Consider the following 21,615-nt stretch of genomic DNA (forward strand, 5'->3'; position numbering starts at 1 on the left):
GCTCAGTGAGGGGCGCGTCTCACGCTTATCTGCGACGACAGGCCGTCACAGCAGGCCCAGCTCACGCGACAGTTGCTCCACATCGCTCACCTGGCGGGTGATGAAGGTCTCCAGCGCCTTGCCGGACTTGTGGAAGGGCATCAGGCCGTTGTCCTGCATCACCTGCTGCCACTCGGGCGTATCCGCCATGCGATTGAGGGTCTGCTCCCACCAGGCAAAGGCGGCATCGGAGACGCCACCCGGCAGGTAGAAGCCCCGCCAGTTGGGGGCTACCACGTCGATGCCCTGTTCGCGTGCGGTGGGAATGTCGCCGTACTGGCCGGGCAGGCGCTCTTCGCTGAACACGGCCAGCAGGCGCAGATGGCCTGACTCGACGAAGCCGCGGGCTTCGGTCATGTCGCCGGTGAAGGCCTCCAGGTGGCCGCCCATGACCTGGGTGATGGCCACGGAGCCGGAGTCATAGGCCAGATAGGGCAGGGCACGCAGATTCTCGATTCCCGCCTCGCGTGCGGCCATCAGCACCTTGAGGTGATCAAAGCCGCCCGCGACATCTCCCCCGGCAAAGCGGATTGATTTGGGGTCTGCCTGCATGACGCTCATCAGGTCGCCGAGGGTCTGGTAGGGGGAATCCGCGGCCACCGCGATCACGCCGTAATCCGCGCCCAGCGTCACCAGCCAGCGCACGTCGTCCACCTTGCCGTCCTGATAGGCGTGCTGCCCCAGGCGAGTGGTGGTGGCGCTGGAGGCCGCCACGATGACCTGCTCATCGTCATGGCGTTTTGACTTCACGTGCGCGAAGGCAACACCCCCGCTGGCACCGGGCACATTCAGTGTCTGCATGCCGGCGGGAATCAGATTCTGCTCATCGAGAAGGCGTGCCACGCTACGACAGGTGAAGTCCCAGCCGCCACCGGGCTTGGCGGGGGCGATACATTCTGTCTTGCCCCTGGGGGCAACGTCATCGGCCGCGCTTTCCTCGGCGGAGGCGCTCAATGGTGTCATCAGGCCAAGACTCAGCAGCAGGGCAGCGGGCAGGGCGCCGGCACGATGAGGTGCAACAAGGCGAGAATGCAGGCGGCGCAGCAAGGTGCGGCGGGCAGGCAAGGTGGCGTACATGGCAGGGTGTCCTTGGGTGTTCAGCGTCGATCGTTATGGTTATGTCAGCCAGGGCGGCGTGTCTTCTGCGGCTGGCTTGCGTACTCGCGGGTTCTGGCATGGTGAGTCATTGCGAGAGTACGAATGAACGAAAATAGCCTATTTCGGCGCGCAGCGGAAAGGCGCAGGGCTGAGGCGTCCTGGCAGGAATCGGCATTTCCCCAAGCCTCTCTCCTCAAGGTGGTCCCGGGATTGCTAGAATTGCGCCATCAGGCTGTGATGAACGTTTCGCGATCTCCCAGCCGCCGCCTTTCATTGAGGAGACGGGCCATGACCCTTACCCCGCGCATGCATGACTTTCTCGCCCGCCTGCCCAAGGTGGAGCTGCACCTGCATATCGAGGGCTCGCTGACCCCTGCGCTGATGTTCGAGCTGGCGGCGGAGCAGGGCATCGCCTTGCCCTATGCCACTCTGGAGGAAGTCGAGACGGCCTATGACTTCGCGGATCTTCCCGCCTTCCTCGCGCTCTACTATCAGGGCATGGGCGTGCTGAATGACGAGTCGCATTTCTACCGATTGGCGCAGGACTATTTCCGCCGCGCGAGTGCCGATGGCGTCAAGCATCTGGAGCTGTTCTTCGACCCACAGGCGCATCTGTCACGTGGCGTGAGCCTGGCCACCCAGTTCGCGGGGCTGGAGCGCGCCTGTCGTGAGGCAGTGAAGGAATTCGATATCACCTCGGCCCTGGTGCCGAGCTTCCTGCGTTGCCACTCCGCGCAATCTGCACGCGAACTGTTCGAGGCGCTGATTCCCTTCGAGTCACGCTTCGTGGGGGTCGGGCTGGACAGCGCCGAGATCGGCAACCCGCCGGAGAAGTTCACCGAGGTCTTCCAGCTTGCGGGGGAGCGCGGCTGGCACCGTGTCGCTCACGCCGGCGAAGAGGGGCCGGCTGCGTACATTCGTACCGCGCTTGAGGTGCTGGGGGTGGAGCGTATCGACCACGGCGTGCGCTGCCTGGAAGACCCGGCGCTGGTCGCGGAACTCGCCGAGCGGCGTATCCCGCTGACGGTGTGTCCGCTCTCCAATGTCGCGCTCAAGGTGGTGGAGCGCATGGACGACCACCCGCTGCCCAAGCTGATCGAGGCCGGGCTCAATATCACCCTCAACTCGGATGACCCGGCCTATTTCGGTGGCGGCATGCTCGACAACTTCATCGCCGTGCAGCAGGCGCTGGATCTCAGCGAGACGCAGTGGCTCACCCTGTGTCGCAATGCCATCGATGCCGCCTTCCCGCAGCGCGCCGAAGGCCTCGGCATGAGTGACACTCGCCGTGATGTGCTGCTGGCGCAACTCGATAGCTGCGTGGCGTGACGCAATTAACACTGACGCTTGAATACTGAATGTAATCAACGGCTTGGCCACCAACATCGCCAGCATGACGCCGCCTGCGGCAAGCGCTCCATCAGATGTTGCTTGACCGTGCTAAGTCGTTGAGTACAATGCAGTTCTGGCGTGCGCAATGCACCGCCCTGCGGGTGTAGCTCAATGGTAGAGCAGAAGCTTCCCAAGCTTAAGACGAGGGTTCGATTCCCTTCACCCGCTCCAGATTCTTCAAAAAGCCTCCCGAATGGGAGGCTTTTTTGTGTTTGGGGTATGAGTTGTTTGTTTGTTATTGAATGATTTCTATATTGTGCGCACATTCGAAATGTTCTTGTTAGGTCTTCTTAGGTTGAGCAGCTAATTGAGCGTCATATAGTTTGTTGTTGATTATGGGAATGCTCTTTATCCCTTTTGCAGGGAATTTATTTCTAGTAGATCGTCTTAATCGAAATTTTGGTTTTGTTCTATTTTGAATGAGCGAAGAATGCCCAGTATAATAGTATGCAAATACAAAACCATCATACATCATGTAGTAATATCGAGTTTGCGAATTGTCATCATCAAGTCTAGGTGTTATAATGATTTTTCTAATGGACTCGTCAGTTAAATGGGGGTATTCATTTTTTATTTTTATTATTGATATGGAGATAAGATCTTCTAGATGAATTTTTTGCCACGTCAATTTATTTTCAAGTAAGCAATTTCTCATTAGCTCTAGAAAAGGTAACCCCAGCCGCACTGTAGAAAACTCCCTGTGATTGGTTAGTCCTGCGCGCCACAGTATGCTAATTAGATATAGATAGTATTTTTTAAAGTCTACTTTAAATACTACCAGGTCATCACCTTTTCTCTTTATAAGATTATTATTTATAGTTACATTTGTGCCATATTTTTCATATTTGCATAAAATTTGTTCGCAGTCCCAGCAAAGCATAGGTTCAACGTAATTAAAGTTGCTGTTTTCAGCTTTCGGATGCCGATTATTTGTAATTACTATCGTTTGCCCATTGTTTTTTATACGCTTTGCTATTGAGTTCGGTAGTATGTGTGACTCTTGAAGGACACTTTCTTTGAGGCATAGCTTACATTTATCCACGTGATTACCTCTAGAGTTCAAGTTAATACTTTTGTCATTCTGATGTTTATAGTGAATATGTGCTCTGCTAGTACCATTATATAAGTAAAATTATAGCCTTTAGCGTGATTTTTCTGCGGAAACTACTTCGTATCATGTTGAAATATCTTCCTTGCCAGCTTTGACAAATTTTCGTCAGTCTCACGCGGGCCATCCGCGCTGACGATGTAGCCATCATATTCGACCATGTAGTACTTCATCTTCGAGTGTCTGGCCTGCCATCCGCCTGGCTGGGTGCCATGTAATGGGATGAGTTTGGCGTGCAGGTGGTTGACGCCGTAGCCCTCGAAGATGATGGCGGTACGTGCTGTCCCGAAGTAGGCGTCTAGCTTGCGCGCCACGCCACGCGTGAAACGCATCAGGCCGAGAATCACCTCGTCGTCCTGTTCATACACGCAGCTGCCCAGATGGCGTTTGGGAATGACGACCGTGTTGCCCAGGGTAGAGGGGAAGATAGAGAGGAAGGCCAGGAAGTGCTCATCTTCGGCCACGATATGGCTTTGACTCTGGCCGGTAACGATCTGACAAAATACGCAGTCACTCATGATCCTTCCCTGGTAGTTAAGTGTCGCCAGATTCGTCCTGATTCTGGGTCACAGTGATCAGAGCTCTTGTGAACAGAGCCCTTGTAAAGAGAGCTTGGGAGTCTCCTTGTATGAGTGAAGTTTGATGGAGTCTGGTTGTCAATGCTTGGCAGTTCCCGCAGAAGGGGTTACGGCAGCTGCCTGCTCGATGAAGTGCCACGTGACTGTCTTGCCGAGCCGATCGAAGCGAAAATTGTTGCTGACGCGGCGGAGAGCCGCGATATTGGCAGGTCACCTTTCAGCAGTTCGTCATTCGTTGAACGACAAGGAACCCCAGTGGAACTCACCGTCTGGTTGGCATATGTCAGCGTCATCACCGCCTTGATCACCTTTCCCGGACCGTTTGCGTTGCTGTGCATGGATCATGGCCTGCGCCACGGTCGACGCCGCTCGTTCGCGACGGTGGCGGGCGGAGCGGCGGCGTCACTGGTGTTGATGGCCTTGTCGTCGCTGGGCCTCGGCGCGGCCTTGGCGGCGTCGGAGACGGGGTTTCTGGTGCTGAAGATCGTCGGGGCGCTCTATCTCATCTATCTGGGCATTCAGGCCTGGCGGGCGCCATCCCAGCCGGTGGTGTTCGATGCCGTGGGGGAGGAGGGCCAGACCCGCGCCAAAGCCACGCGTTGGCAACTGTGCCGCAAGGGCTTCGGTATCGGGATCAGCAACCCGAAGGACCTGCTGTTCTTCGGCGCGCTGTTCCCCAACTTCATCGACATGGCCCAGCCGCAGCTGCCCCAGTTCGTGGTGCTGGCGCTGACCTGGCTGGTGGTGGACCTGCTGACGATGAGCACCTACGCCCATGCGGGTTCCAGCATCAGTCGCTGGTTTGATAGCCACCGGCGCGTGCGGCTGTTCAATCGCACCACGGGCAGTCTGTTCGTCGTGGCCGGCGCGGGACTGGCGGCGTCGCATCGGTGAGCCGAGCCTTGGCTGCCATTGCACAAGACGTGAAGCGCACGAAGACGACAACGGCACCCTAGGGTGCCGTTGTCGTGTCTGGAGCCTGTCGATCATCAGTGCTTTAAGGCTCAGCGTTCAGGGCGTGATTCCAGATACTCTTCGAGCAGGTTGCCGTCCTGGCGTGACACCTTCTGCTTCCAGCTATCGAAGACATGCTGGCTGGCGGCTTCCAGGTCACGGTGGAGTGCCGGCGGTGCAGGGGTGATCAGGCGTGCGCCATTGGCTTGCAAGGTGGTATAGGCCTCGGCGAGCACGGCTTCAGCAGATGCCCAGGCGTTTTCTTCCGTTGCCTTCGCGGCAGCGAGCAGTGCCGTCTGCTGGCGCTTGTCGAGACGATCGAAGCTGTCACGATTCATGTGAACGATATTGAGCGGCATGGCGTAGTTGAGCGTCGTGAAATTGGGCATGTACCGGTAGAGCTCCGCGCTGACACCCCCCATGGCGGAGGTGAGGGCGCCGTGGATGCTGCCGGCTTCGAGCAGGGGCTTGAGTTCCCCCCAGCTCATGACACGCGGGTCGGCCCCCAGATTGAGCAGGATACGCTGTGTGTTGCGGTCATAGGTGCGAATCGGCATGTCCTTGAGGTCATCACCATCGGCGATGGGCCGAGTGCTCCACAGGCCGCTTGGGGGCCATGGCAGCGCGAACAGCAGTATCTGGTGGTGGTCCTCGAGCAGCTCGCGATAGCGGGGCTTGGCGAGCTGATAGAGACGGTTCGCTTCCTTGAGGTTGTAGGCGATGGCCGGCAACGACGAGATGCCGAAGAAGGGAATCTCCTCGGCGAGGGCACCGCTCAGCGTCGCGGCAATGTCGATGACGCCGGCGGAAGTGGCCTGCAGGTGACTGGCCGAGCGAATGTCCGAGCGCAGCGTCAGGGCCAGATCACCATCGGACTGCCTGGTGACTTCCTGGCTGAATTCTGCCGCGCGTTGGCCCATCAGGGTATCGGGCTCGTAGTCGCTGCTCATGCTGAGCGTCGTCTGGGCCTGGGCAAGGGGGGTCGTCAACAGCGCGGTGAGCGCCATGAGCGAACGGAATCGGCGCAGAGGAGAGGATGGCGTCATGGAGGGGGCCTTTCTCGTTGTTGTCATTCCGGGTGTCCGGCATCGGGACACTCGAGGGCGCTCCCACGGCCCTCGGCTCGGAGCTGATCCGCCAGACCGAATGGCTCGCGCTTCATGCCCGGGTGTCGCGAGACACCCGGGCGGACTGGAGAGCGTGGGCGGCGCTAGAGCGTGGAGCGCACGTCAAGATAGTGATCCAGCAATTCGTTTTCCTTCGGGCCTACCTTGCTGCGCCAGCTTTCGATCACGCTGATGCTGGCGCGGGAAAGTGACTGCTTGAGATCAGGCGTGAGGGGATTGCGGACAGTCACGCCCGCGTGTTCAAGCTGGGCGTGCGTCTCTTCCAGGATGCCGGCGATGGCGTCCCAGCTGGTATCTTCAATCTCTGCCGCGGCGGTGAGCAGCGCCTCGCGCTGGGGGGCGTCGAGGGCCTCGAATCTCGCCTGGCTCATGTGCACGATATTGAGCGGCATGGCGTATTGCAGGGCGGTGTAGTGATCCAGCGTGCGGTTGAGCTCGGCTGTCAGACCGCCCAATGCCGAGGTCATCACGGCCTCGATGCGGCCTTCGGCCAGTTGCTGTTGCATCGGCTCCCAGCTCAGCACGCTGGCGATGGCGCCGAGGTTCAGCAGCACGCGCTGGGTATTGCGGTCATAGGCACGCACAGTCAGCCCCTGGAGGTCCTGGCGCTCGGCGATCGGCTTGCGTGACCAGAGTCCGCTGGGAGGCCAGGGCAGGGCGTAGAGCAGAATCTGATCATGGCGCGCCAGCAGTGCCTCGTAACTCGGGCGAGCCAGGCGATAGAGCTCTCGGGCCTGGCGCGGATTGTCGACCAGCGCGGGCAGTGAGCTGATGCTGAACAGCGGCATGCTGGTGGCGAGGGCGCCGCTGTGGGAGTCCGCCAGTTGAATGATATCGGCGTTGATGGCTTCAAGATGATTCACTGACCGCAGGCGAGTCAGCGGGCCTTCACCAAAATGGATCACCAGTTCTCCCTCGCTGAGCGAGGCCACCTTCTCGACGAATGCCTGGGCACGCTGCCCCATCATGGTCTGGGGGCCATACTCCCGGCTCATGGTCAGCTCGACCGAGTCAGCCCGGGCGTCCGCGCCCATTGGCGCCAGACCCAGGGCAAGGATCACTCCGAGCACTCTCTTCATGCTTGAGCGCTGTCCAGTTGGCATGTGTCGTCATCCATCCGTTGTGTCTGATACATCCAGTATCTCTCATTCGCGCCTCCCTTGCCGTTGGTGTTTCGGTCAACGCAAGCCGCCGCTCTCCTTCCCCCTGCACCAACGCAGGGTTCAGGGCGGCGCAACGGGCGTTGAACTGCCAGTTGACGCAATGTGGTCTACGCTCAGAACAAGGCCGTGCAACTGCCCTGACACGAATTCCGCGCCGGGACCGCATGACCGGATTGTCGACGACTGTCAACGGGAGGTAGACCACATGCTGACCCACGTATGGGGCTTGATGGCACATCCGCAACGGGAATGGCAGACCATCCGCAAGGAACACGAATCCATCACCCACCTCTACGCACATCATGTGCTGCTCATGGCGCTGGTGCCTGTCATCTGCGCTTACATCGGTACCACCCAGGTCGGCTGGAGCCTGACGGAAGGCCACGCCATCCTGCTGGAACCCCTCGATGCCTTCTATGCCGGTATCGCCTTCTACATCGCCATCCTGACGGCGATCGCCTTCATGGGCACCGTCATACACCTGCTGTCGCAGCGCTTCTCGGGACACCCCAGTCGTCGTCGCTGCATCATCTTCGCAGGCTATGTGGCCACGCCGATGTTCTTGGCAGGCCTGGTGGCGCTGTATCCCATCATCTGGCTGTGCATTCTCGCCGGTACCATCGGCCTGTGTTACAGCGCCTATCTGCTGTATCTGGGCATCCCGCCACTGCTGGACATCTCCAACAAGGAAGGCTTTCTGGTCACCGGCTCCACGCTCGGGATCGGGGTGCTGGTGCTGGAAGGACTGCTGGCGGTGACCGTGCTGCTGTGGGGGTACGGCGCACGCTGGTTCATGTAGCCCCGTGAGGCAACGACCCCGATGTCAGTGACGTGATGCCATCTGCTCTAGAAAACACACCTTCGACGCCTCGCCTTCACCGGCGGGGCGTCGCCGTTTCGTGACCGTGTTGGTCCGTGGCCCTTGTGCTCGGCGGCAGCGGCGTGGAAAGTGTTGGACTCAATAGACAGTGTGGAAGAAAGCGCATGGACAAGTTTGAGCTGAGACTGGAGCAGGCTGCGCGTGCCGCATGGTTGTCCTATGTGGGAGGGCGAACCCAGGATGAGATTGCCACCCAGCTTGGGGTCTCTCGCCCGGGAATACAGCGCCTGCTGTCGCTGGCGCGTCAGGAACGCCTGGTCAAGATCTCCATCGATCACCCCGTGGCCAGCAGCATGGCGCTGTCGGATGCGCTGGTGGAGCGATTCGGTCTGAGCTTCTGCGATGTGGTGCCCTCGGACACCCAGTCGCCGGAAAGCATTGCGGAGTATCTCGCGGTGGCCGGTGCCGAGCGCCTGTCGTTCTATCTCGGCCGACAGCAGCCACAAACCATCTCGTTGAGTACCGGACGCGCGGTACGTGCGGCGGTGGAAGCCCTGAGCCGCAGTGAGCGGCCCCAGCACCGTATCGTGTCGCTGGTTGGCAATGTCGCTCTGAATGGCTCCTCGAACCGCTATGACGGCGTGATGCTGCTGGCGGACAAGATCGGCGCGGACCGCTTTCTGCTGCCTGCACCGGTGGTGGCGGCCAGTGTCGAGGAGAAGGAGTCACTGCTCAGTCAGAGTCTGGTCAAGGCGGTGTTCAGCGTCGCCTGCGAGGCCGATGTGGGCATGATCGGCATCGGGCGACTCGATGCCCAGGCGACCTTGTTCCAGGATCAGTTCATCAGCGCCGCCGAGCGCGATGAGTTGATGGAAGTCGGTGCCGTGGGCGAGTTGATGGGCTGGCCGCTGGACATGAATGGACAGCTGATCGATTGCCCGCTGGCGCAGCGCATCACCAGCGTGCCGCTGACCTCGCTCAAGGCACAGCCGCTGATCGGGCTGGCGGGCGGGCACGACAAGGTGCCGGCCATTCTGAGTGCATTGCGCGGTGGCTGGCTGCAGGGGCTGATCATCGATGAGGTGGCCGCCCAGCGGGTCTGCGCGGTACTCAAGGACTGAGCAGGGGACGGCTGCCTTCGAATGGCTTCAGAGTGATGGGGGCATTCTGATGGCGTTCTGCTGACGGCTTGCGCTCGACGACAGGCTCCCGATGACAGGCTCTCGTGAATAGACGCCGTACAAGGCGCCGGGCGAGTCATCGGGAGCAGGGCGGGGGCAGTGTCTGGCGTTGTCTTGCTGGCGCGATGCCTGGGATATGCACATAACATCGGCCGCCATGTCTGTTCTTTTTCTCCCTCTTATTTCTCACCTTCTTTTCTCTTTCTTTCTCTCTCTCCTTCCTTCGTCTGGCCCACGGCTTTTGCTGCGAAACCTGCCATCTCTTGTCAGACATTTCGGCAGGATTGTTCGACTCAATGGCGGCGGATTTCCGCCTCGATCAAGGGCTGCGTTGTTTCGTTTAACGCTAATATCTGTATAGGCTGATCGGGTCGCAAGCTCAGAGGTCATGCCGGCTATCGGTCTACACCCAAAGGATCAGATCCCAAGGTGGTATAGCCCAAGGTATAGCGCTTCAGAGTTTGCTTTTTCAAAGGTCTGATCCGATCATTTGTTCACTGAATGACGTTTTGATCGAACGTATTTGTGCCGAGATGTCTCGCCAGGACATTCGAGCACCAGACCGGTAGATGGGAAGGTATCGGTGCCTCAGGTGCCGCTACCCTCGAAAAGAACAATGCCAATAACGCCCGATGGAGTGCCCTCATGCGCCTACCTCACATCACCAAGCCCCGCCGTCATCTGCTCACGCTCGCCAGCGTCGCCGCCATCGCGCCGCTCAGCGCACAGGTGAGTGCCGAGACCATCACCGTGGCGACCGTCAACAACGCCGACATGGTGGTCATGCAGAGCCTGACCAGCGAATTCGAGAAGGCGCATCCGGATATCACTCTCGACTGGGTGGTGCTGGAAGAGAACGTGTTGCGTCAGCGCCTGACCACCGATGTCGCGACCCAGGGTGGCCAGTTCGATGTCATGACCATCGGTACCTATGAAGTGCCTATCTGGGCCAAGCACGGCTGGCTGACCAAGCTCGACAATCTGCCGGACGACTATCAGGTCGATGACCTGATCAAGCCGGTGCGTGATGGTCTGAGTCTGACCGAAGGCGAGAACCAGGGCCTCTACGCGCTGCCGTTCTATGGCGAGAGCTCCATGCTCTACTACCGCAAGGACCTCTTCGAGAAGGCCGGTATCGAGATGCCGGAGCAGCCGACCTGGACACAGGTCAACGACTGGGCCGCCAAGCTCAACTCCGCGGATGAAGGTGTCTACGGGATCTGCCTGCGTGGCAAGCCGGGCTGGGGCGAGAACATGGCGGTGCTGGGCACGATGGTCAACAGCTTCGGTGGCCGCTGGTTCAATGAGGAGTGGGAGCCGCAGCTGGACTCGCCGGCCTGGAGCGAGGCCATCAACTTCTACGTCGACATGATGGGCAAGTATGGCCCGCCGGGGGCGACCTCCAACGGCTTCAACGAGAACCTGGCGCTGTTCTCCAGCGGCAAGTGCGGCATGTGGGTCGATGCCACGTCCGCAGCCGGCAAGCTCTACAACCCGAAGGAATCTTCCGTGGCTGACAAGCTGGGCTTCGCGCCGGCGCCGATCGCCAAGACGGAGAAGGGCTCGCATTGGCTGTGGTCCTGGGCACTGGCCATTCCTGAGTCTTCCAAGTCCAAGGATGCCGCCCAGACCTTCATCACCTGGGCCACATCCCAGGAATACGTGAATCTGGTCGGCGAGCGTGAAGGCTGGGCCAGCATTCCGCCGGGCACCCGTGTCTCCACCTACGAGAATCAGTCCTACAAGGACGCCGCCCCCTTCGCCGGCTTCGTGATGGACGCCATCACCAGTGCCGACCCGACCGATCCGACGCTTGAGCCGGTGCCGTATGTCGGCGTGCAGATGGTGACCATTCCGGAATTCCAGTCCATCGGTACCCAGGTGGGTCAGATGATCGCCGCGGCGCTGGCGGGCCAGATGTCGGTCGAGCAGGCGCTGTCCTCCGCCCAGCGTTCCACCGAGCGCACCATGCGCCAGTCGGGCTATTGATCTGATCTCAACGGCTGTGATCTCAAAGGATCTGGTCTGATCTGACCTGAATGTTCCAACGGCCTCCCGCCTTGCCTTGAGCCTCAACACGAATTGACTCGAAGCACGGCGGGAGCCCGTCCGGCACCCGCGGCAACCTCTTCCTCTCGAGACTCCTGCAACGCCCTCGCGGCGTGGCATGGGGAGCCTCGGCCTGAAGCCCACCGCATTGCCGGACTTCCTCACCGTATCGAAGGACTCACCATGCGCACGAGAGCATCCGGACGCACCGTCGGGGGATTGCGAACCCTGTCGCTGCAAGCCCCAGCCGTAAGCCTGTTGTTGATGTGGATGCTGGTACCACTGGTCATGACCCTGTGGTTCTCCTTCCAGCGTTACAACCTGATGATGCCGTCGGTGTCCGGTTTTGCCGGCGTCGACAACTATTACTATCTGCTGACCGATCCGTCCCTGTGGACGGCCATGGGCAATACCCTGCTGCTGGTGGGCTGGGTGCTGGTGGCCACCGTGGTCGGCGGCACGCTGCTGGCGGTATTGCTGCAGCAGGAATTCTTCGGGCGTGGCGTCGCGCGTCTGTTCGTGATCGCGCCGTTCTTCATCATGCCCACCGTGAGTGCACTGGTGTGGAAGAACATGATGATGCACCCGGTCAACGGCATTCTGGCCTGGGTCGCCGGGCTGTTCGGTCTGCCGGCCATCGACTGGTTCGCCAGCCTGCCGCTGACCTCCATCGTGATCATCGTCACCTGGCAGTGGCTGCCGTTCGCGGTGTTGATCCTGCTGACCGCCATCCAGTCACTGGATGACGACCAGGTCGAGGCGGCACGCATGGACGGGGCAGGGCCGGTGGCGATCTTCTTCTACATCACCTTGCCGCACTTGAAGCGTGCCATCAGCGTGGTGGTGATGATCGAGATGATCTTCCTGCTGACCATCTTCGCCGAGATCTTCGTCACCACCTCCGGTGGTCCGGGGCTGGCCTCGACCAACCTGGCGTACCTGATCTACATCCGCGCCCTGCTGGACTTCGATGTAGGGGGTGCCTCCGCCGGTGGCGTGATCGCCATTATCCTGGCCAATATCGTGGCCTTCTTCCTGGTGCGTACCGTCGCCAAGAATCTCGAGAACTGATGACAAGCGCTCAGCACAGGGAGACTCAATGATGTCGACTTCAACTTCCAATTCCGTGGCCGCCGCCAGCGCAGCAGTGAGCGCCAGTCGTGCGCGCCGCAGCGTGATCAACAAGAAACTTGTCCTGACCCTGGTGGCCTGGACCATCGCGCTGGTGATGTTCTTCCCGATCTTCTGGATGATCCTCACCAGCTTCAAGACCGAGGCCGAGGCGATCGCCACGCCGCCGAGCCTGTTCTTCAGGCCCAGCATCGAGGGCTATATCGAGATCCAGGCGCGTGCGGACTACTTCAAGTATGCCCTCAACAGCGTGGTGATCTCGCTGGGTGCCACGCTGCTGGCGCTGCTGATCGCGATTCCGTCCGCCTACTCGATGGCCTTCCTGCCCACCAAGCGCACCCAGGGCACGCTGCTGTGGATGCTCTCCACCAAGATGCTGCCGTCCGTGGGCGTGCTGCTGCCGGTCTATCTGATCTTCCGCGATCTGGGACTGCTGGATAGCCGTACCGGCCTGATCATCATCTACATGCTGATGAACCTGCCGATCGTGGTCTGGATGCTCTACACCTTCTTCAAGGACATTCCCAAGGACATCCTGGAGGCCGGACGCATGGACGGCGCCAGCACCCTGCAGGAGATCTTCCATCTGCTGCTGCCGCTGACCCTGCCGGGCATCGCCTCCACCGGCCTGCTGTGCGTGATCCTGAGCTGGAACGAGGCGTTCTGGAGCCTGAATCTGACCACCTCCAACGCCGCACCGCTGACCGCCTACATCGCCTCCTTCTCCAGTCCTGAAGGGTTGTTCTGGGCCAAGCTCTCCGCGGCTTCCACGCTCGCCATCGCGCCGATCCTGATCTTCGGCTGGATGACCCAGAAGCAGATGGTTCGCGGCCTGACCTTCGGTGCCGTCAAGTAACGGCGCGCCATACGCATGTCGCCTCGATGCCATGCCACCCCAATTTGCCATCACCTGCCCGAGGGCAGGTGCGGATAAGGAAACCTCCCATGTCCACACTCACGCTCAAGAACATCGTCAAGGAATTCACCTCCGGCAGTGGCGCCAGCGCCACGACGACCCAGGTCATCAAGGGGGTCGATCTGGAAGTGAAGGACCAGGAATTCGTGGTCTTCGTCGGCCCGTCCGGCTGCGGCAAGTCCACGCTGATGCGCATGATCGCCGGACTCGAGAACGCGACGTCCGGTGACATCCTGATCGACGGCAATCGCATGAACGATGTCGGCCCGGCCGAGCGCGGCCTGGCGATGGTCTTCCAGAGCTATGCGCTCTACCCGCACATGACGGTGGGCGAGAACATGGGCTTCAGCCTCAAGCTCGCCGGCGTCTCCAAGGAAGAGCGTGCCGAGAAGGTCAATGCGGCCGCCGAGGTGCTGCAACTGGGTCCGCTGCTGGATCGCAAGCCCAAGGCACTGTCCGGTGGCCAGCGTCAGCGTGTCGCCATCGGGCGTGCCATCGTGCGCAACCCGAGCATCTTCCTGTTCGATGAGCCGCTCTCCAACCTGGACGCCGCGCTGCGCGTGCAGATGCGCATCGAGCTGGCGCGCCTGCATGCCGAGCTCAAGGCGACCATGATCTACGTGACCCACGACCAGGTCGAGGCCATGACCATGGCTGACAAGATCGTCGTGCTGCAGGGCGGTGTGGTCGAGCAGGTCGGCTCGCCGATGGAGCTCTACCATCACCCGCGCAATCGCTTCGTGGCCGGTTTCATCGGCTCACCGAAGATGAACTTCCTCGACCTCACCGTTACCTCCGTGGCGGTCGAAGGGGTCACGGTGCGTCTGCCGGATGGCAGTGAGCACCTGATTCCGGTCGTGAGTCAGACGGAAGACGGTGCCTCGGTGTGTGTCGGCGATACCCTGACGCTGGGCGTGCGGCCGGAGCATCTGGTGCTCGACGAGAATGGCCCGTTCACGGGTCAGATTCAGGTCATCGAGCGTCTGGGTGGGGTGACGTCGCTCTATCTGGCGACCCCGGACGGCTCCGGCGATGCGCCGATCGGCGGCCTCAAGTCTGACGAGCAGTCCGACAGCGGCTGGATCCTGATGGCGGATGGCGACGTCGACAGCCGTGTGGGAGACCGCATCCGCTACGGCTTCGAGACCGAGCGTGCGCATCTGTTCACCGCCGCGGGCCTAGCATTGCAGAATCTCAACCGTCACCCGCTGACCAGCCTGACGCGTCAGGACAATTCACTGTCCAGTGCCGGTGCCGCACAGGCAGCCCGCGCATGAACGGGAAGCCCGAGGAGGAGGCCGACATGAGTACACCCTTGCAGCAGGTGATCTTCGATTGTGATGGCGTGCTGGTGGACAGCGAGATACTGGCGGAGGAGGTGCTGTCACGTCAGCTGGGGGAATGGCTGCCGGACCTGGATACCGAGGCGGAGCTGCGTGCGGCGCTGGGCATGACCACTGATGCCATTCTGGGGGATCTGGAGGCCATGAGCGCACACACGCTGCCGCCGCGGGCGATGGAGCGCATCGATCACGCCATCGAGTCGCGTCTGGCCAGTGAGCTTGCGCCCATCCAGGGCATGGCGGAACTGCTGGGCGAGCTGATGACCCGAGGTCTGGCGGTGGCGATCGTCTCCAACAGCGCCGAGCGACGAGTGCGTGCCTCGCTGGCCGCCACGGGTCTGGATCGCTGGTTGGGAAAGGTGCCGCTGTTCACGGCCGAGCAGGTCGCACGCCCGAAACCTGCGCCGGATGTCTATCAGTTGGCACTGCGTCAGCTGGGGCGTGATGTCGAGGAATGCGTGGTGGTCGAGGACAGCCTGGCCGGTGTCAGCGCGGCGGTCGCGGCCGGTCTGCGCGTGATCGGCTTTACCGGTGCCGGACATATTCCGCCGGGGCATGCGCAGCGTCAGCAGGAGGCGGGTGCCTGGCAGAGCTGTGCGACCATGGAAGAGGTCAACGGTCTGATTCGCCAGCTGCATGCTGGACAGGCCAGCGACCTGAGCGCCACATGAGCACCGTCAGGGGGTGACACATGCACATGGCTTCTGGACGCGCTGACAGTGACTCCGTGACGTCGCCGGTGTCCCGCAGTGCAAGGCTCAAGGGCAAGGTGGCCGTGGTCACGGGCGGTGCGGGAGGCATCGGTCTGGCCATCGCCACCCGGTATGTCGCGGAAGGTGCCTATGTGGCATTGGCGGACATCAATGGCGAGGCGGCCGAGCGTGCCGCGAAGCGACTGCGTGCACAGGCCGGGCCGCAGGCGCGGGTGCTGGCGGTGACGCTGGACGTGACCTCCAGCGTCTCGCGTCAGAGCATGCTGGAGTGCGTGCAGGCCCAGCTGGGCCCGATCGACATTCTGGTCAACAATGCGGCCGTCTTCGCCATGGCGCCGGTGCTTGAGGTCAGCGAAGGCATGTTGCGCCACCAGCTGGCGGTCAATGTCGAAGGGCTGTTCTTCACCCTGCAGGCGGTGGCCAGAACAATGGTCGAGCGCGGGCAGGGCGGCAAGATCATCAACATGGCCTCGCAGGCAGGGCGGCGGGGTGAGGCGCTGGTCAGCGCCTATTGCGCCTCCAAGGCGGCGGTGATCAGTCTCACCCAGTCCTGCGGGCTTGATCTCATCCGCCATGGCATCAATGTCAATGGCATCGCGCCGGGCGTGGTGGATACGCCGATGTGGGATCAGGTCGATGCGCTGTTTGCCCATCACGAACAGCGCCCGCTGGGAGAGAAGAAGCGGTTGGTCGGGGAGGCCGTGCCCTATGGGCGCATGGGGCTGCCGGATGACCACGCCGGCGCTGCGGTATTCCTGGCCTGTGAAGACAGCGATTTCGTCGTCGCCCAGACACTCAATGTCGACGGTGGCAACTGGATGAGCTAAGGATGAAAGACACCTTCCGTCCTGCTGCAAGCGGTGTGCATCCATGAATGAGGTAGTCACGTGACATCTTTACCCGATTCTCGCCTGGCCCACATGTCGCCCTCACTGGACGACATGGCCAGCCGTGTGCTGGCGGAACATGCCTCCAGTCAGCGCACACGTACCATCGTGGCCCTCGCCGGTCCGCCGGCGGCGGGCAAGTCGACGCTGTCGGAATCCCTGTGCGAGACCCTCAACGCGCTGGAACCCGGCATCGCCGTGGTGGTGCCGATGGATGGCTATCACTACGACAACGCCGTGCTGGCCCCTCTGGGGCTGCTCTACGTCAAGGGCGCTCCGGAGACCTTCGATGCGCGCGGGCTCTATCACGACCTCGTCAGGGTGCGCGCCGATGATGGCCCGGTGGCCGTGCCGGTGTTCGACCGCCCGCTGGATCTGGCGCGTGCCGGAGGCCGCGTGGTCGAACCCCGTCATCGCATCGTGCTGGTCGAGGGCAACTATCTGCTGCTGCGCCACGCGCCCTGGGATGCATTGCTGGAATTGTTCGATATCCGCATCTTCCTGGACATCGAGGATGAGGTCCTGGTGCCGCGCCTGCTGCATCGCTGGCGCGAGATGGGCCAGGATGCGCGGGGTGCCCATGAGCGTACCCATCACAAGGACATGCTCAATGCGCATCTGATCAAGCAGGACTCGCTCAACGCCGACTGGCGCTGGCGTCTGGCGAACGACCCCATCGGCCCCGACGCGGATGACAGATGAATGATGGATGGCAAGGAGAGCCGCATGTGGGTTGGCGTTGACTGTGGAACCCAGAGCACCAAGGTGGTGATTCTCGACCCGGACTCCGGGCGGATAGTGGCCCAGGGCCAGCGCAGTCAGGCGCTGCAGGAAGGGGCCAACGGGCGCCGTGAGCAGGACCCGCTCGACTGGGTCGCCGCGCTGGAAGGTGCCTTCGATGAGGCACTGACCACCTCGCGGCTGGACCCGCTGCGCATCGAGGCGATCGGGGTGTCCGGTCAGCAGCATGGCATGGTGGTGTTGGATGAGGCGGGCGTGCCCCTTTATCCGGCCAAGCTGTGGTGTGATACCGAGACCCGCGAGCATAACGCCGCGTTGGTCGAGGCGCTGGGAGGAGAGGCGGGCTGTCTGGAGGCATTGGGACTGGTGCTGCAGACCGGTTACACCGCCTCCAAGCTCGCCTGGCTGCGTGAGCAGCATCCCGAGCGCTATCAGCGCATCGCCAGCATCCTGCTGCCGCATGACTATCTCAATTTCTGGCTGACCGGGGAGCATGTCGCCGAATACGGCGACGCCTCGGGCACCGGCTATTTCGATACCCGGCGCCGCTGCTGGCATCAGGATGTCTTCGCGCAGATCGCCCCGGAGCTTGATGCCCGGCGCGTGTTGCCCAGACTCATCGAATCCCATGAGCCCGCCGGGTATATCCGGCCCGAGATCGCCGCGCGCTTCGGGCTGCGCCCGGATGTCGTCGTCTCCAGTGGTGGTGGGGACAACATGATGAGTGCTATCGGGACCGGCAACATCGCGCCGGGGCGCGTCACGCTGAGCATGGGCACCTCCGGCACGGTATGTGCGTGGTCAGCTCAGTATCCCGAGAGCTGTGACTCTCAGGTGGCTGCCTTCAGCGCCAGCGATGGCGGCTGGTTGCCGCTGGTGTGCACCATGAATGTCACCTCTGCCACCACGCGGGTGCGCGAGATGTTCGGCTTCGACATCGATACCTTCTCCGCTCAGGTGGCAAGCGCGCCTCCCGGGGCCGAGGGCGTGCAGATCCTGCCGTTCTTCAATGGCGAGCGCGTGCCGATGCTGCCGCGTGCCCAGGCCAGTTTCCATGGGCTGGACAGCCGCAACACCACCCCGGCCAACCTGTGCCGCGCGACCATGGAAGGCGCAAGCTACGGCCTGCGCTTCGCGCTTGAGTGCATGGGGCCGCTGGGCAGTGCGGCGCGCCAGATTCGGCTGGTGGGGGGAGGTGCCAAGAGCCCGCTGTGGCGTCAGATGCTGGCGGACATTCTCGACCTCGAGGTGGTCTGCCCGCAGGTGACCGAGGCCGCCGCATTGGGCGCCGCCATTCAGGCCGGCTGGTGTCTGTGCCAGCGGGACGCGCAGGGAGAGGGGCAACGCAGCGAGACGCTGAAGGCGCTGTGTGATCGGCTGGTGGCGCTGGACCTGACGACCCACACCCAGCCCCAGCCCGAGGGAGTGGCCGCCTACCGCAAGGGCTATGCCGATTACCGCGCGCTGCTGGCCAGCGAGCACGGCATCCCCACCGGCGGCTGAATTCCTGCCATCAGCGCTTCAAGCCAGACAACATCGCCCCCGACGAGACTCACTCGGCGGGGGCGATGTGTTTCAGGCACTTCACTGCATCAATCGCAGCTCATGCGTACGCTATCAGGCTCTAGATTGCGTGCTTGAGCGAGAACTTGGATGCGAGCTTATGCACGAGCTTAGGCATTGGACGAGCGCGCCCATAGATTGACGCCACCATCGACGGCGTAGCGGTCGATCTCGTCGAGTTCGGCCTGGGTGAAGTCGAGGTGATCCAGCGCCTTGACGCAATCACTGACCTGCTGCGGACGGCTGGCGCCGATCAGTGCGGTGGTGACGCGGTTGCCGCGCAGTGCCCAGGCGAGCGCCATCTGCGCCAGCGACTGGCCACGCCGCTCGGCGATGGCATTGAGGGCGCGCACCCGCTCCAGGTTGTCCTCGGTGAGGTGGTCTTCCTTGATCGCCCCGCCACGTGCCAGGCGGCTGTCCTGTGGCACGCCGCCCAGATACTTGTCGGTCAGCACGCCCTGGGCCAGCGGCGAGAACACGATGGAGCCGATGCCCTCGTCATCGAGGGTGTCGAGCAGGCCGTCTTCCTCGATCCAGCGATTGATCATCGAGTAGCTGGGCTGATGGATGATGCACGGCGTGCCCAGCTCGCGCAGGATGGCGGCCGCTTCACGGGTGCGCTGGGCATTGTAGGAGGAGATGCCCGCATAGAGCGCCTTGCCGGAACGCACGGCGCTGTCCAGCGCCCCCATCGTCTCTTCCAGCGGCGTGTCGGGGTCGAAGCGGTGCGAGTAGAAGATGTCGACGTAATCGAGATCCATGCGCTTGAGACTCTGATCCAGACTCGAGAGCAGGTACTTGCGGCTGCCCCATTCGCCGTAGGGGCCAGGCCACATGTGATAGCCCGCCTTGGTGGAGATCACCATCTCATCGCGATAGCCGGCGAAGTCGCGCTTGAGCATGCGGCCGAACATTTCCTCGGCGCTGCCCGGGGGCGGCCCGTAGTTGTTGGCCAGATCAAAGTGGGTGATGCCCAGATCGAAGGCGGTGTGGCAGATGGCGCGCGCATTGTCTTCATGGGCGTTGTTGCCGAAGTTGTGCCAAAGCCCCAGTGACAGGCGGGGCAGTTTGAGGCCGCTCTTGCCGCAGCGCTGGTATTGCATGCGTTCGTAGCGATCTTCAGCCGGGGTATAGCGCATGGCGGAGTCCTTTCGCGAGTGAAGGCGGGGATGTCTCAGGGAGGAAATGACCTCGGATGACGCCTTCAGTCTAGGTCGCGTCTGTCGGTCTGATAAGTACATGCGAACGAATAGATTGTTCGCCATAGCGCACAATGCTGTGGCAGGCTCGATCACTGAAATCTCGGGTAGCTGGCATGAGGAGCAGGCTGGATGCAGCATCACAAGCAGGTAGAGCGCCTGATGTTGTTCGCTCAGGTGGCGGAATCGCTCAGCTTCACGCAGGCGGCCAGGGTGCTGGGCATCTCGCGCGCCCATCTCTCCGAGCAGGTGCGGCGGCTTGAGCACGATATCGGGGCGCCCTTGCTGATTCGTACCACGCGGGCGGTGCGCCTGACCGAGGAGGGCGAGCGTATCCGCCAGCGCATGCAAGGCGTGCGCAGCGAGCTGCTGGCACTGGAGCGTGACCTCGAGCACGACCTCGAGCATGGGAGGGAGCACCCGCGACAGGGGTTCAGCGGCGTATTGCGCATCACGGCGCCGGTGCTGTTTGCCGAGCGCTATCTGATCGGGGTCTGCAATGACTTCCAGACCCGCCACCCGGCGGTCGAGCTGCGCCTGGACGTCAGTTACGAGAGTCATGATCTGACGCGCGAACCGTTTGACGTGGCGTTTCGCGCCACGCGCACGCCACCGGACAACCTGATCGCGCGGCGCCTGCTGGATTACGTCCACTGTTGCTGTGCCTCGCCCGAGTACCTTGCGGCGCAGGGCACCCCTCACACGGCCGCAGCACTTGCCGACCACCGTTGTCACCGCTGGGCCGGGCAATCCGGCTGGCCGCTGGCCAGTGGTGAGGTAAGCCCCGCTGGCGGACTGGCGATCAATGATCATCGTCTGCTCAAGCAGCAGGCGCTGGATCACGCCGGCATCATCCGGGTCGCTCATTACCTGGTGGATCGTGAGCTGGCCGAGGGGCGTCTGGTGCGTCTGCTGGCGCACGAGGAGGGCGAGCCCAACAGCATCTACATGCTCTATCCCCAGCGCCTGCCGCAGTCGGGCAAGCTGCGCGCCTTCATGGCGGCGGTGGAAGCCGCCATGCCACCTCGCAGTGCGTGACCGAAAGGCACAGACGCAAGAGTGGCGTATGCAAAAAGACCGCCGTGCCCTGATGGGCGCGGCGGTCTTTTTAATCGCCTTTTATTCAGACCGGTGAGGCCTCTTGACCAGACTGGCGGTCTCTCAGAGACCCAGTGCGGCGACCCCGGCCTTGGCGATCTGGGCATCCTGCTCCGGCTTGACGCCGGACACGCCGATGCTGCCGGCGATCTGGCCCTCGACCATCACCGGCACGCCGCCGCCCAGCATGCCTTCCAGCTCCGGCGCTGACAGGAAGGCGGTGCGTCCGCCGTTGATGGAGTCCTCGAACAGTTGCGTCTCGCGGCGCCCCAGGGCAGCGCTCTTGGCCTTTTGCTGAGCGAAGTAACCGGTCATCGCCGGCGTGTCGTCCAGGCGACGCAGGCCCAGCGGGTGGCCGCCATCGTCGGCAACGGCGATGGAAACGGCCCAGCCGTTGGTCTCGGCTTCCTTCTGGGCGGCGTCCAGCATCTGATTGACGTCAGCGAGGGTCAGTACGTGGCGAGTGATCATCGGGCTTCCTTGGCAAGTGGTGCGAGTGAGTGAGAGTACCAGTA

20 protein-coding genes and 1 tRNA gene are annotated in these 21,615 nt (G+C 62.0%); 14 read left to right on the forward strand and 7 right to left on the reverse strand.

The window, feature by feature from the left end:
* Positions 1-45: 45 nt before the first annotated feature.
* A complete protein-coding gene (locus HXS65_RS02685) occupies positions 46-1,116 on the reverse strand; it encodes a tripartite tricarboxylate transporter substrate binding protein (protein WP_176493025.1) in 1,071 nt (356 codons plus the stop codon).
* 309 nt (positions 1,117-1,425) lie between these two features.
* Between HXS65_RS02685 and HXS65_RS02690 the strand changes: the two genes are divergently transcribed.
* Positions 1,426-2,466, forward strand: a complete 1,041-nt coding sequence (locus HXS65_RS02690; protein ID WP_308483169.1) for an adenosine deaminase — start codon at positions 1,426-1,428, stop codon at positions 2,464-2,466.
* A gap of 160 nt (positions 2,467-2,626) precedes the next feature.
* A tRNA-Gly gene (locus HXS65_RS02695) sits at positions 2,627-2,700 on the forward strand.
* 109 nt (positions 2,701-2,809) lie between these two features.
* Here the strand turns inward: HXS65_RS02695 and HXS65_RS02700 are convergent.
* Together HXS65_RS02700 and HXS65_RS02705 are read right to left on the reverse strand one after the other, a co-directional pair.
* Positions 2,810-3,571, reverse strand: coding sequence for a hypothetical protein (locus tag HXS65_RS02700; protein WP_176493026.1), 762 nt, complete (start codon positions 3,569-3,571; stop codon positions 2,810-2,812).
* A gap of 122 nt (positions 3,572-3,693) precedes the next feature.
* Positions 3,694-4,155 carry an HIT family protein gene (locus HXS65_RS02705; protein ID WP_176493027.1) on the reverse strand — a complete coding sequence of 154 codons (462 nt, stop codon included), beginning with the start codon at positions 4,153-4,155 and terminating at the stop codon, positions 3,694-3,696.
* A 315-nt stretch (positions 4,156-4,470) separates the two neighbouring features.
* Here HXS65_RS02705 and HXS65_RS02710 point away from each other — a divergent pair, with 315 nt between their 5' ends.
* The gene (locus tag HXS65_RS02710; protein ID WP_176493028.1) at positions 4,471-5,109 is read left to right on the forward strand and encodes a LysE family translocator; all 639 of its coding nucleotides are present in this window, start codon (positions 4,471-4,473) and stop codon (positions 5,107-5,109) included.
* 110 nt (positions 5,110-5,219) lie between these two features.
* On the opposite strand, the gene HXS65_RS02715 is transcribed toward HXS65_RS02710, so the two are convergent.
* Both HXS65_RS02715 and dctP read right to left on the reverse strand, forming a co-directional pair.
* The gene (locus HXS65_RS02715) at positions 5,220-6,215 is read right to left on the reverse strand and encodes a TRAP transporter substrate-binding protein (protein WP_170877354.1); all 996 of its coding nucleotides are present in this window, start codon (positions 6,213-6,215) and stop codon (positions 5,220-5,222) included.
* 164 nt (positions 6,216-6,379) lie between these two features.
* A complete protein-coding gene (gene dctP, locus HXS65_RS02720) occupies positions 6,380-7,375 on the reverse strand; it encodes a TRAP transporter substrate-binding protein DctP (RefSeq protein ID WP_176493029.1) in 996 nt (331 codons plus the stop codon).
* A 289-nt stretch (positions 7,376-7,664) separates the two neighbouring features.
* On the opposite strand from dctP, the gene HXS65_RS02725 reads away from it, so the two are divergent.
* The 10 genes from HXS65_RS02725 to xylB all read left to right on the forward strand — a co-directional run bounded on the left by HXS65_RS02725 (position 7,665) and on the right by xylB (position 18,743).
* Positions 7,665-8,258, forward strand: a complete 594-nt coding sequence (locus HXS65_RS02725) for a Yip1 family protein (RefSeq protein ID WP_077372653.1) — start codon at positions 7,665-7,667, stop codon at positions 8,256-8,258.
* A gap of 185 nt (positions 8,259-8,443) precedes the next feature.
* Positions 8,444-9,400, forward strand: coding sequence for a sugar-binding transcriptional regulator (locus HXS65_RS02730; RefSeq protein ID WP_176493030.1), 957 nt, complete (start codon positions 8,444-8,446; stop codon positions 9,398-9,400).
* Between the two features lie 705 nt (positions 9,401-10,105).
* A complete protein-coding gene (locus HXS65_RS02735; protein ID WP_077372660.1) occupies positions 10,106-11,449 on the forward strand; it encodes a sugar ABC transporter substrate-binding protein in 1,344 nt (447 codons plus the stop codon).
* Positions 11,450-11,692: 243 nt separating this feature from the next.
* The gene (locus tag HXS65_RS02740; protein ID WP_043334545.1) at positions 11,693-12,580 is read left to right on the forward strand and encodes a carbohydrate ABC transporter permease; all 888 of its coding nucleotides are present in this window, start codon (positions 11,693-11,695) and stop codon (positions 12,578-12,580) included.
* A gap of 31 nt (positions 12,581-12,611) precedes the next feature.
* Positions 12,612-13,496, forward strand: coding sequence for a carbohydrate ABC transporter permease (locus tag HXS65_RS02745; protein ID WP_176493031.1), 885 nt, complete (start codon positions 12,612-12,614; stop codon positions 13,494-13,496).
* Positions 13,497-13,585: 89 nt separating this feature from the next.
* Positions 13,586-14,833: an ABC transporter ATP-binding protein gene (locus tag HXS65_RS02750; RefSeq protein WP_077372662.1), complete on the forward strand. Its 1,248-nt coding sequence runs from the start codon at positions 13,586-13,588 to the stop codon at positions 14,831-14,833.
* Positions 14,834-14,859: 26 nt separating this feature from the next.
* Positions 14,860-15,570, forward strand: coding sequence for an HAD family phosphatase (locus tag HXS65_RS02755; protein ID WP_255304394.1), 711 nt, complete (start codon positions 14,860-14,862; stop codon positions 15,568-15,570).
* 26 nt (positions 15,571-15,596) lie between these two features.
* A complete protein-coding gene (locus HXS65_RS02760) occupies positions 15,597-16,439 on the forward strand; it encodes an L-iditol 2-dehydrogenase (protein WP_141392384.1) in 843 nt (280 codons plus the stop codon).
* Between the two features lie 60 nt (positions 16,440-16,499).
* A complete protein-coding gene (locus HXS65_RS02765; RefSeq protein WP_308477988.1) occupies positions 16,500-17,201 on the forward strand; it encodes a nucleoside/nucleotide kinase family protein in 702 nt (233 codons plus the stop codon).
* A gap of 24 nt (positions 17,202-17,225) precedes the next feature.
* Entirely contained in the window at positions 17,226-18,743 is a 1,518-nt protein-coding gene (xylB, locus tag HXS65_RS02770; RefSeq protein WP_176493032.1) for a xylulokinase, read from the forward strand.
* A gap of 170 nt (positions 18,744-18,913) precedes the next feature.
* Here xylB and mgrA read toward each other — a convergent pair whose 3' ends face one another.
* On the reverse strand, positions 18,914-19,942 hold the full coding sequence (mgrA, locus tag HXS65_RS02775) for an L-glyceraldehyde 3-phosphate reductase (RefSeq protein ID WP_054556771.1): 1,029 nt from the start codon (positions 19,940-19,942) through the stop codon (positions 18,914-18,916).
* Between the two features lie 192 nt (positions 19,943-20,134).
* Here mgrA and HXS65_RS02780 point away from each other — a divergent pair, with 192 nt between their 5' ends.
* Complete coding sequence (locus HXS65_RS02780; protein ID WP_176493033.1) at positions 20,135-21,040, forward strand: LysR family transcriptional regulator; 906 nt, start codon at positions 20,135-20,137, stop codon at positions 21,038-21,040.
* A 123-nt stretch (positions 21,041-21,163) separates the two neighbouring features.
* On the opposite strand, the gene HXS65_RS02785 is transcribed toward HXS65_RS02780, so the two are convergent.
* A complete protein-coding gene (locus HXS65_RS02785) occupies positions 21,164-21,571 on the reverse strand; it encodes a heme-binding protein (protein ID WP_077372671.1) in 408 nt (135 codons plus the stop codon).
* Positions 21,572-21,615 lie beyond the last annotated feature (44 nt).

Source organism: Cobetia sp. 5-25-4-2, from assembly GCF_013374075.1.
Taxonomy (GTDB): domain Bacteria; phylum Pseudomonadota; class Gammaproteobacteria; order Pseudomonadales; family Halomonadaceae; genus Cobetia; species Cobetia marina.

Bases quoted from the DNA above. Each gene is read 5' to 3' on its own strand.
- HXS65_RS02685 (WP_176493025.1), bottom strand. From the start codon at position 1,116: ATGTACGCCACCTTGCCTGCCCGCCGCACCTTGCTGCGCCGCCTGCAT.
- HXS65_RS02690 (WP_308483169.1), top strand. From the start codon at position 1,426: ATGACCCTTACCCCGCGCATGCATGACTTTCTCGCCCGCCTGCCCAAG.
- HXS65_RS02705 (WP_176493027.1), bottom strand. From the start codon at position 4,155: ATGAGTGACTGCGTATTTTGTCAGATCGTTACCGGCCAGAGTCAAAGC.
- HXS65_RS02715 (WP_170877354.1), bottom strand. From the start codon at position 6,215: ATGACGCCATCCTCTCCTCTGCGCCGATTCCGTTCGCTCATGGCGCTC.
- dctP (WP_176493029.1), bottom strand. From the start codon at position 7,375: ATGAAGAGAGTGCTCGGAGTGATCCTTGCCCTGGGTCTGGCGCCAATG.
- HXS65_RS02725 (WP_077372653.1), top strand. From the start codon at position 7,665: ATGCTGACCCACGTATGGGGCTTGATGGCACATCCGCAACGGGAATGG.
- HXS65_RS02730 (WP_176493030.1), top strand. From the start codon at position 8,444: ATGGACAAGTTTGAGCTGAGACTGGAGCAGGCTGCGCGTGCCGCATGG.
- HXS65_RS02735 (WP_077372660.1), top strand. From the start codon at position 10,106: ATGCGCCTACCTCACATCACCAAGCCCCGCCGTCATCTGCTCACGCTC.
- HXS65_RS02740 (WP_043334545.1), top strand. From the start codon at position 11,693: ATGCGCACGAGAGCATCCGGACGCACCGTCGGGGGATTGCGAACCCTG.
- HXS65_RS02745 (WP_176493031.1), top strand. From the start codon at position 12,612: ATGTCGACTTCAACTTCCAATTCCGTGGCCGCCGCCAGCGCAGCAGTG.
- HXS65_RS02750 (WP_077372662.1), top strand. From the start codon at position 13,586: ATGTCCACACTCACGCTCAAGAACATCGTCAAGGAATTCACCTCCGGC.
- HXS65_RS02755 (WP_255304394.1), top strand. From the start codon at position 14,860: ATGAGTACACCCTTGCAGCAGGTGATCTTCGATTGTGATGGCGTGCTG.
- HXS65_RS02760 (WP_141392384.1), top strand. From the start codon at position 15,597: ATGGCTTCTGGACGCGCTGACAGTGACTCCGTGACGTCGCCGGTGTCC.
- xylB (WP_176493032.1), top strand. From the start codon at position 17,226: ATGTGGGTTGGCGTTGACTGTGGAACCCAGAGCACCAAGGTGGTGATT.
- mgrA (WP_054556771.1), bottom strand. From the start codon at position 19,942: ATGCGCTATACCCCGGCTGAAGATCGCTACGAACGCATGCAATACCAG.
- HXS65_RS02780 (WP_176493033.1), top strand. From the start codon at position 20,135: ATGCAGCATCACAAGCAGGTAGAGCGCCTGATGTTGTTCGCTCAGGTG.
- HXS65_RS02785 (WP_077372671.1), bottom strand. From the start codon at position 21,571: ATGATCACTCGCCACGTACTGACCCTCGCTGACGTCAATCAGATGCTG.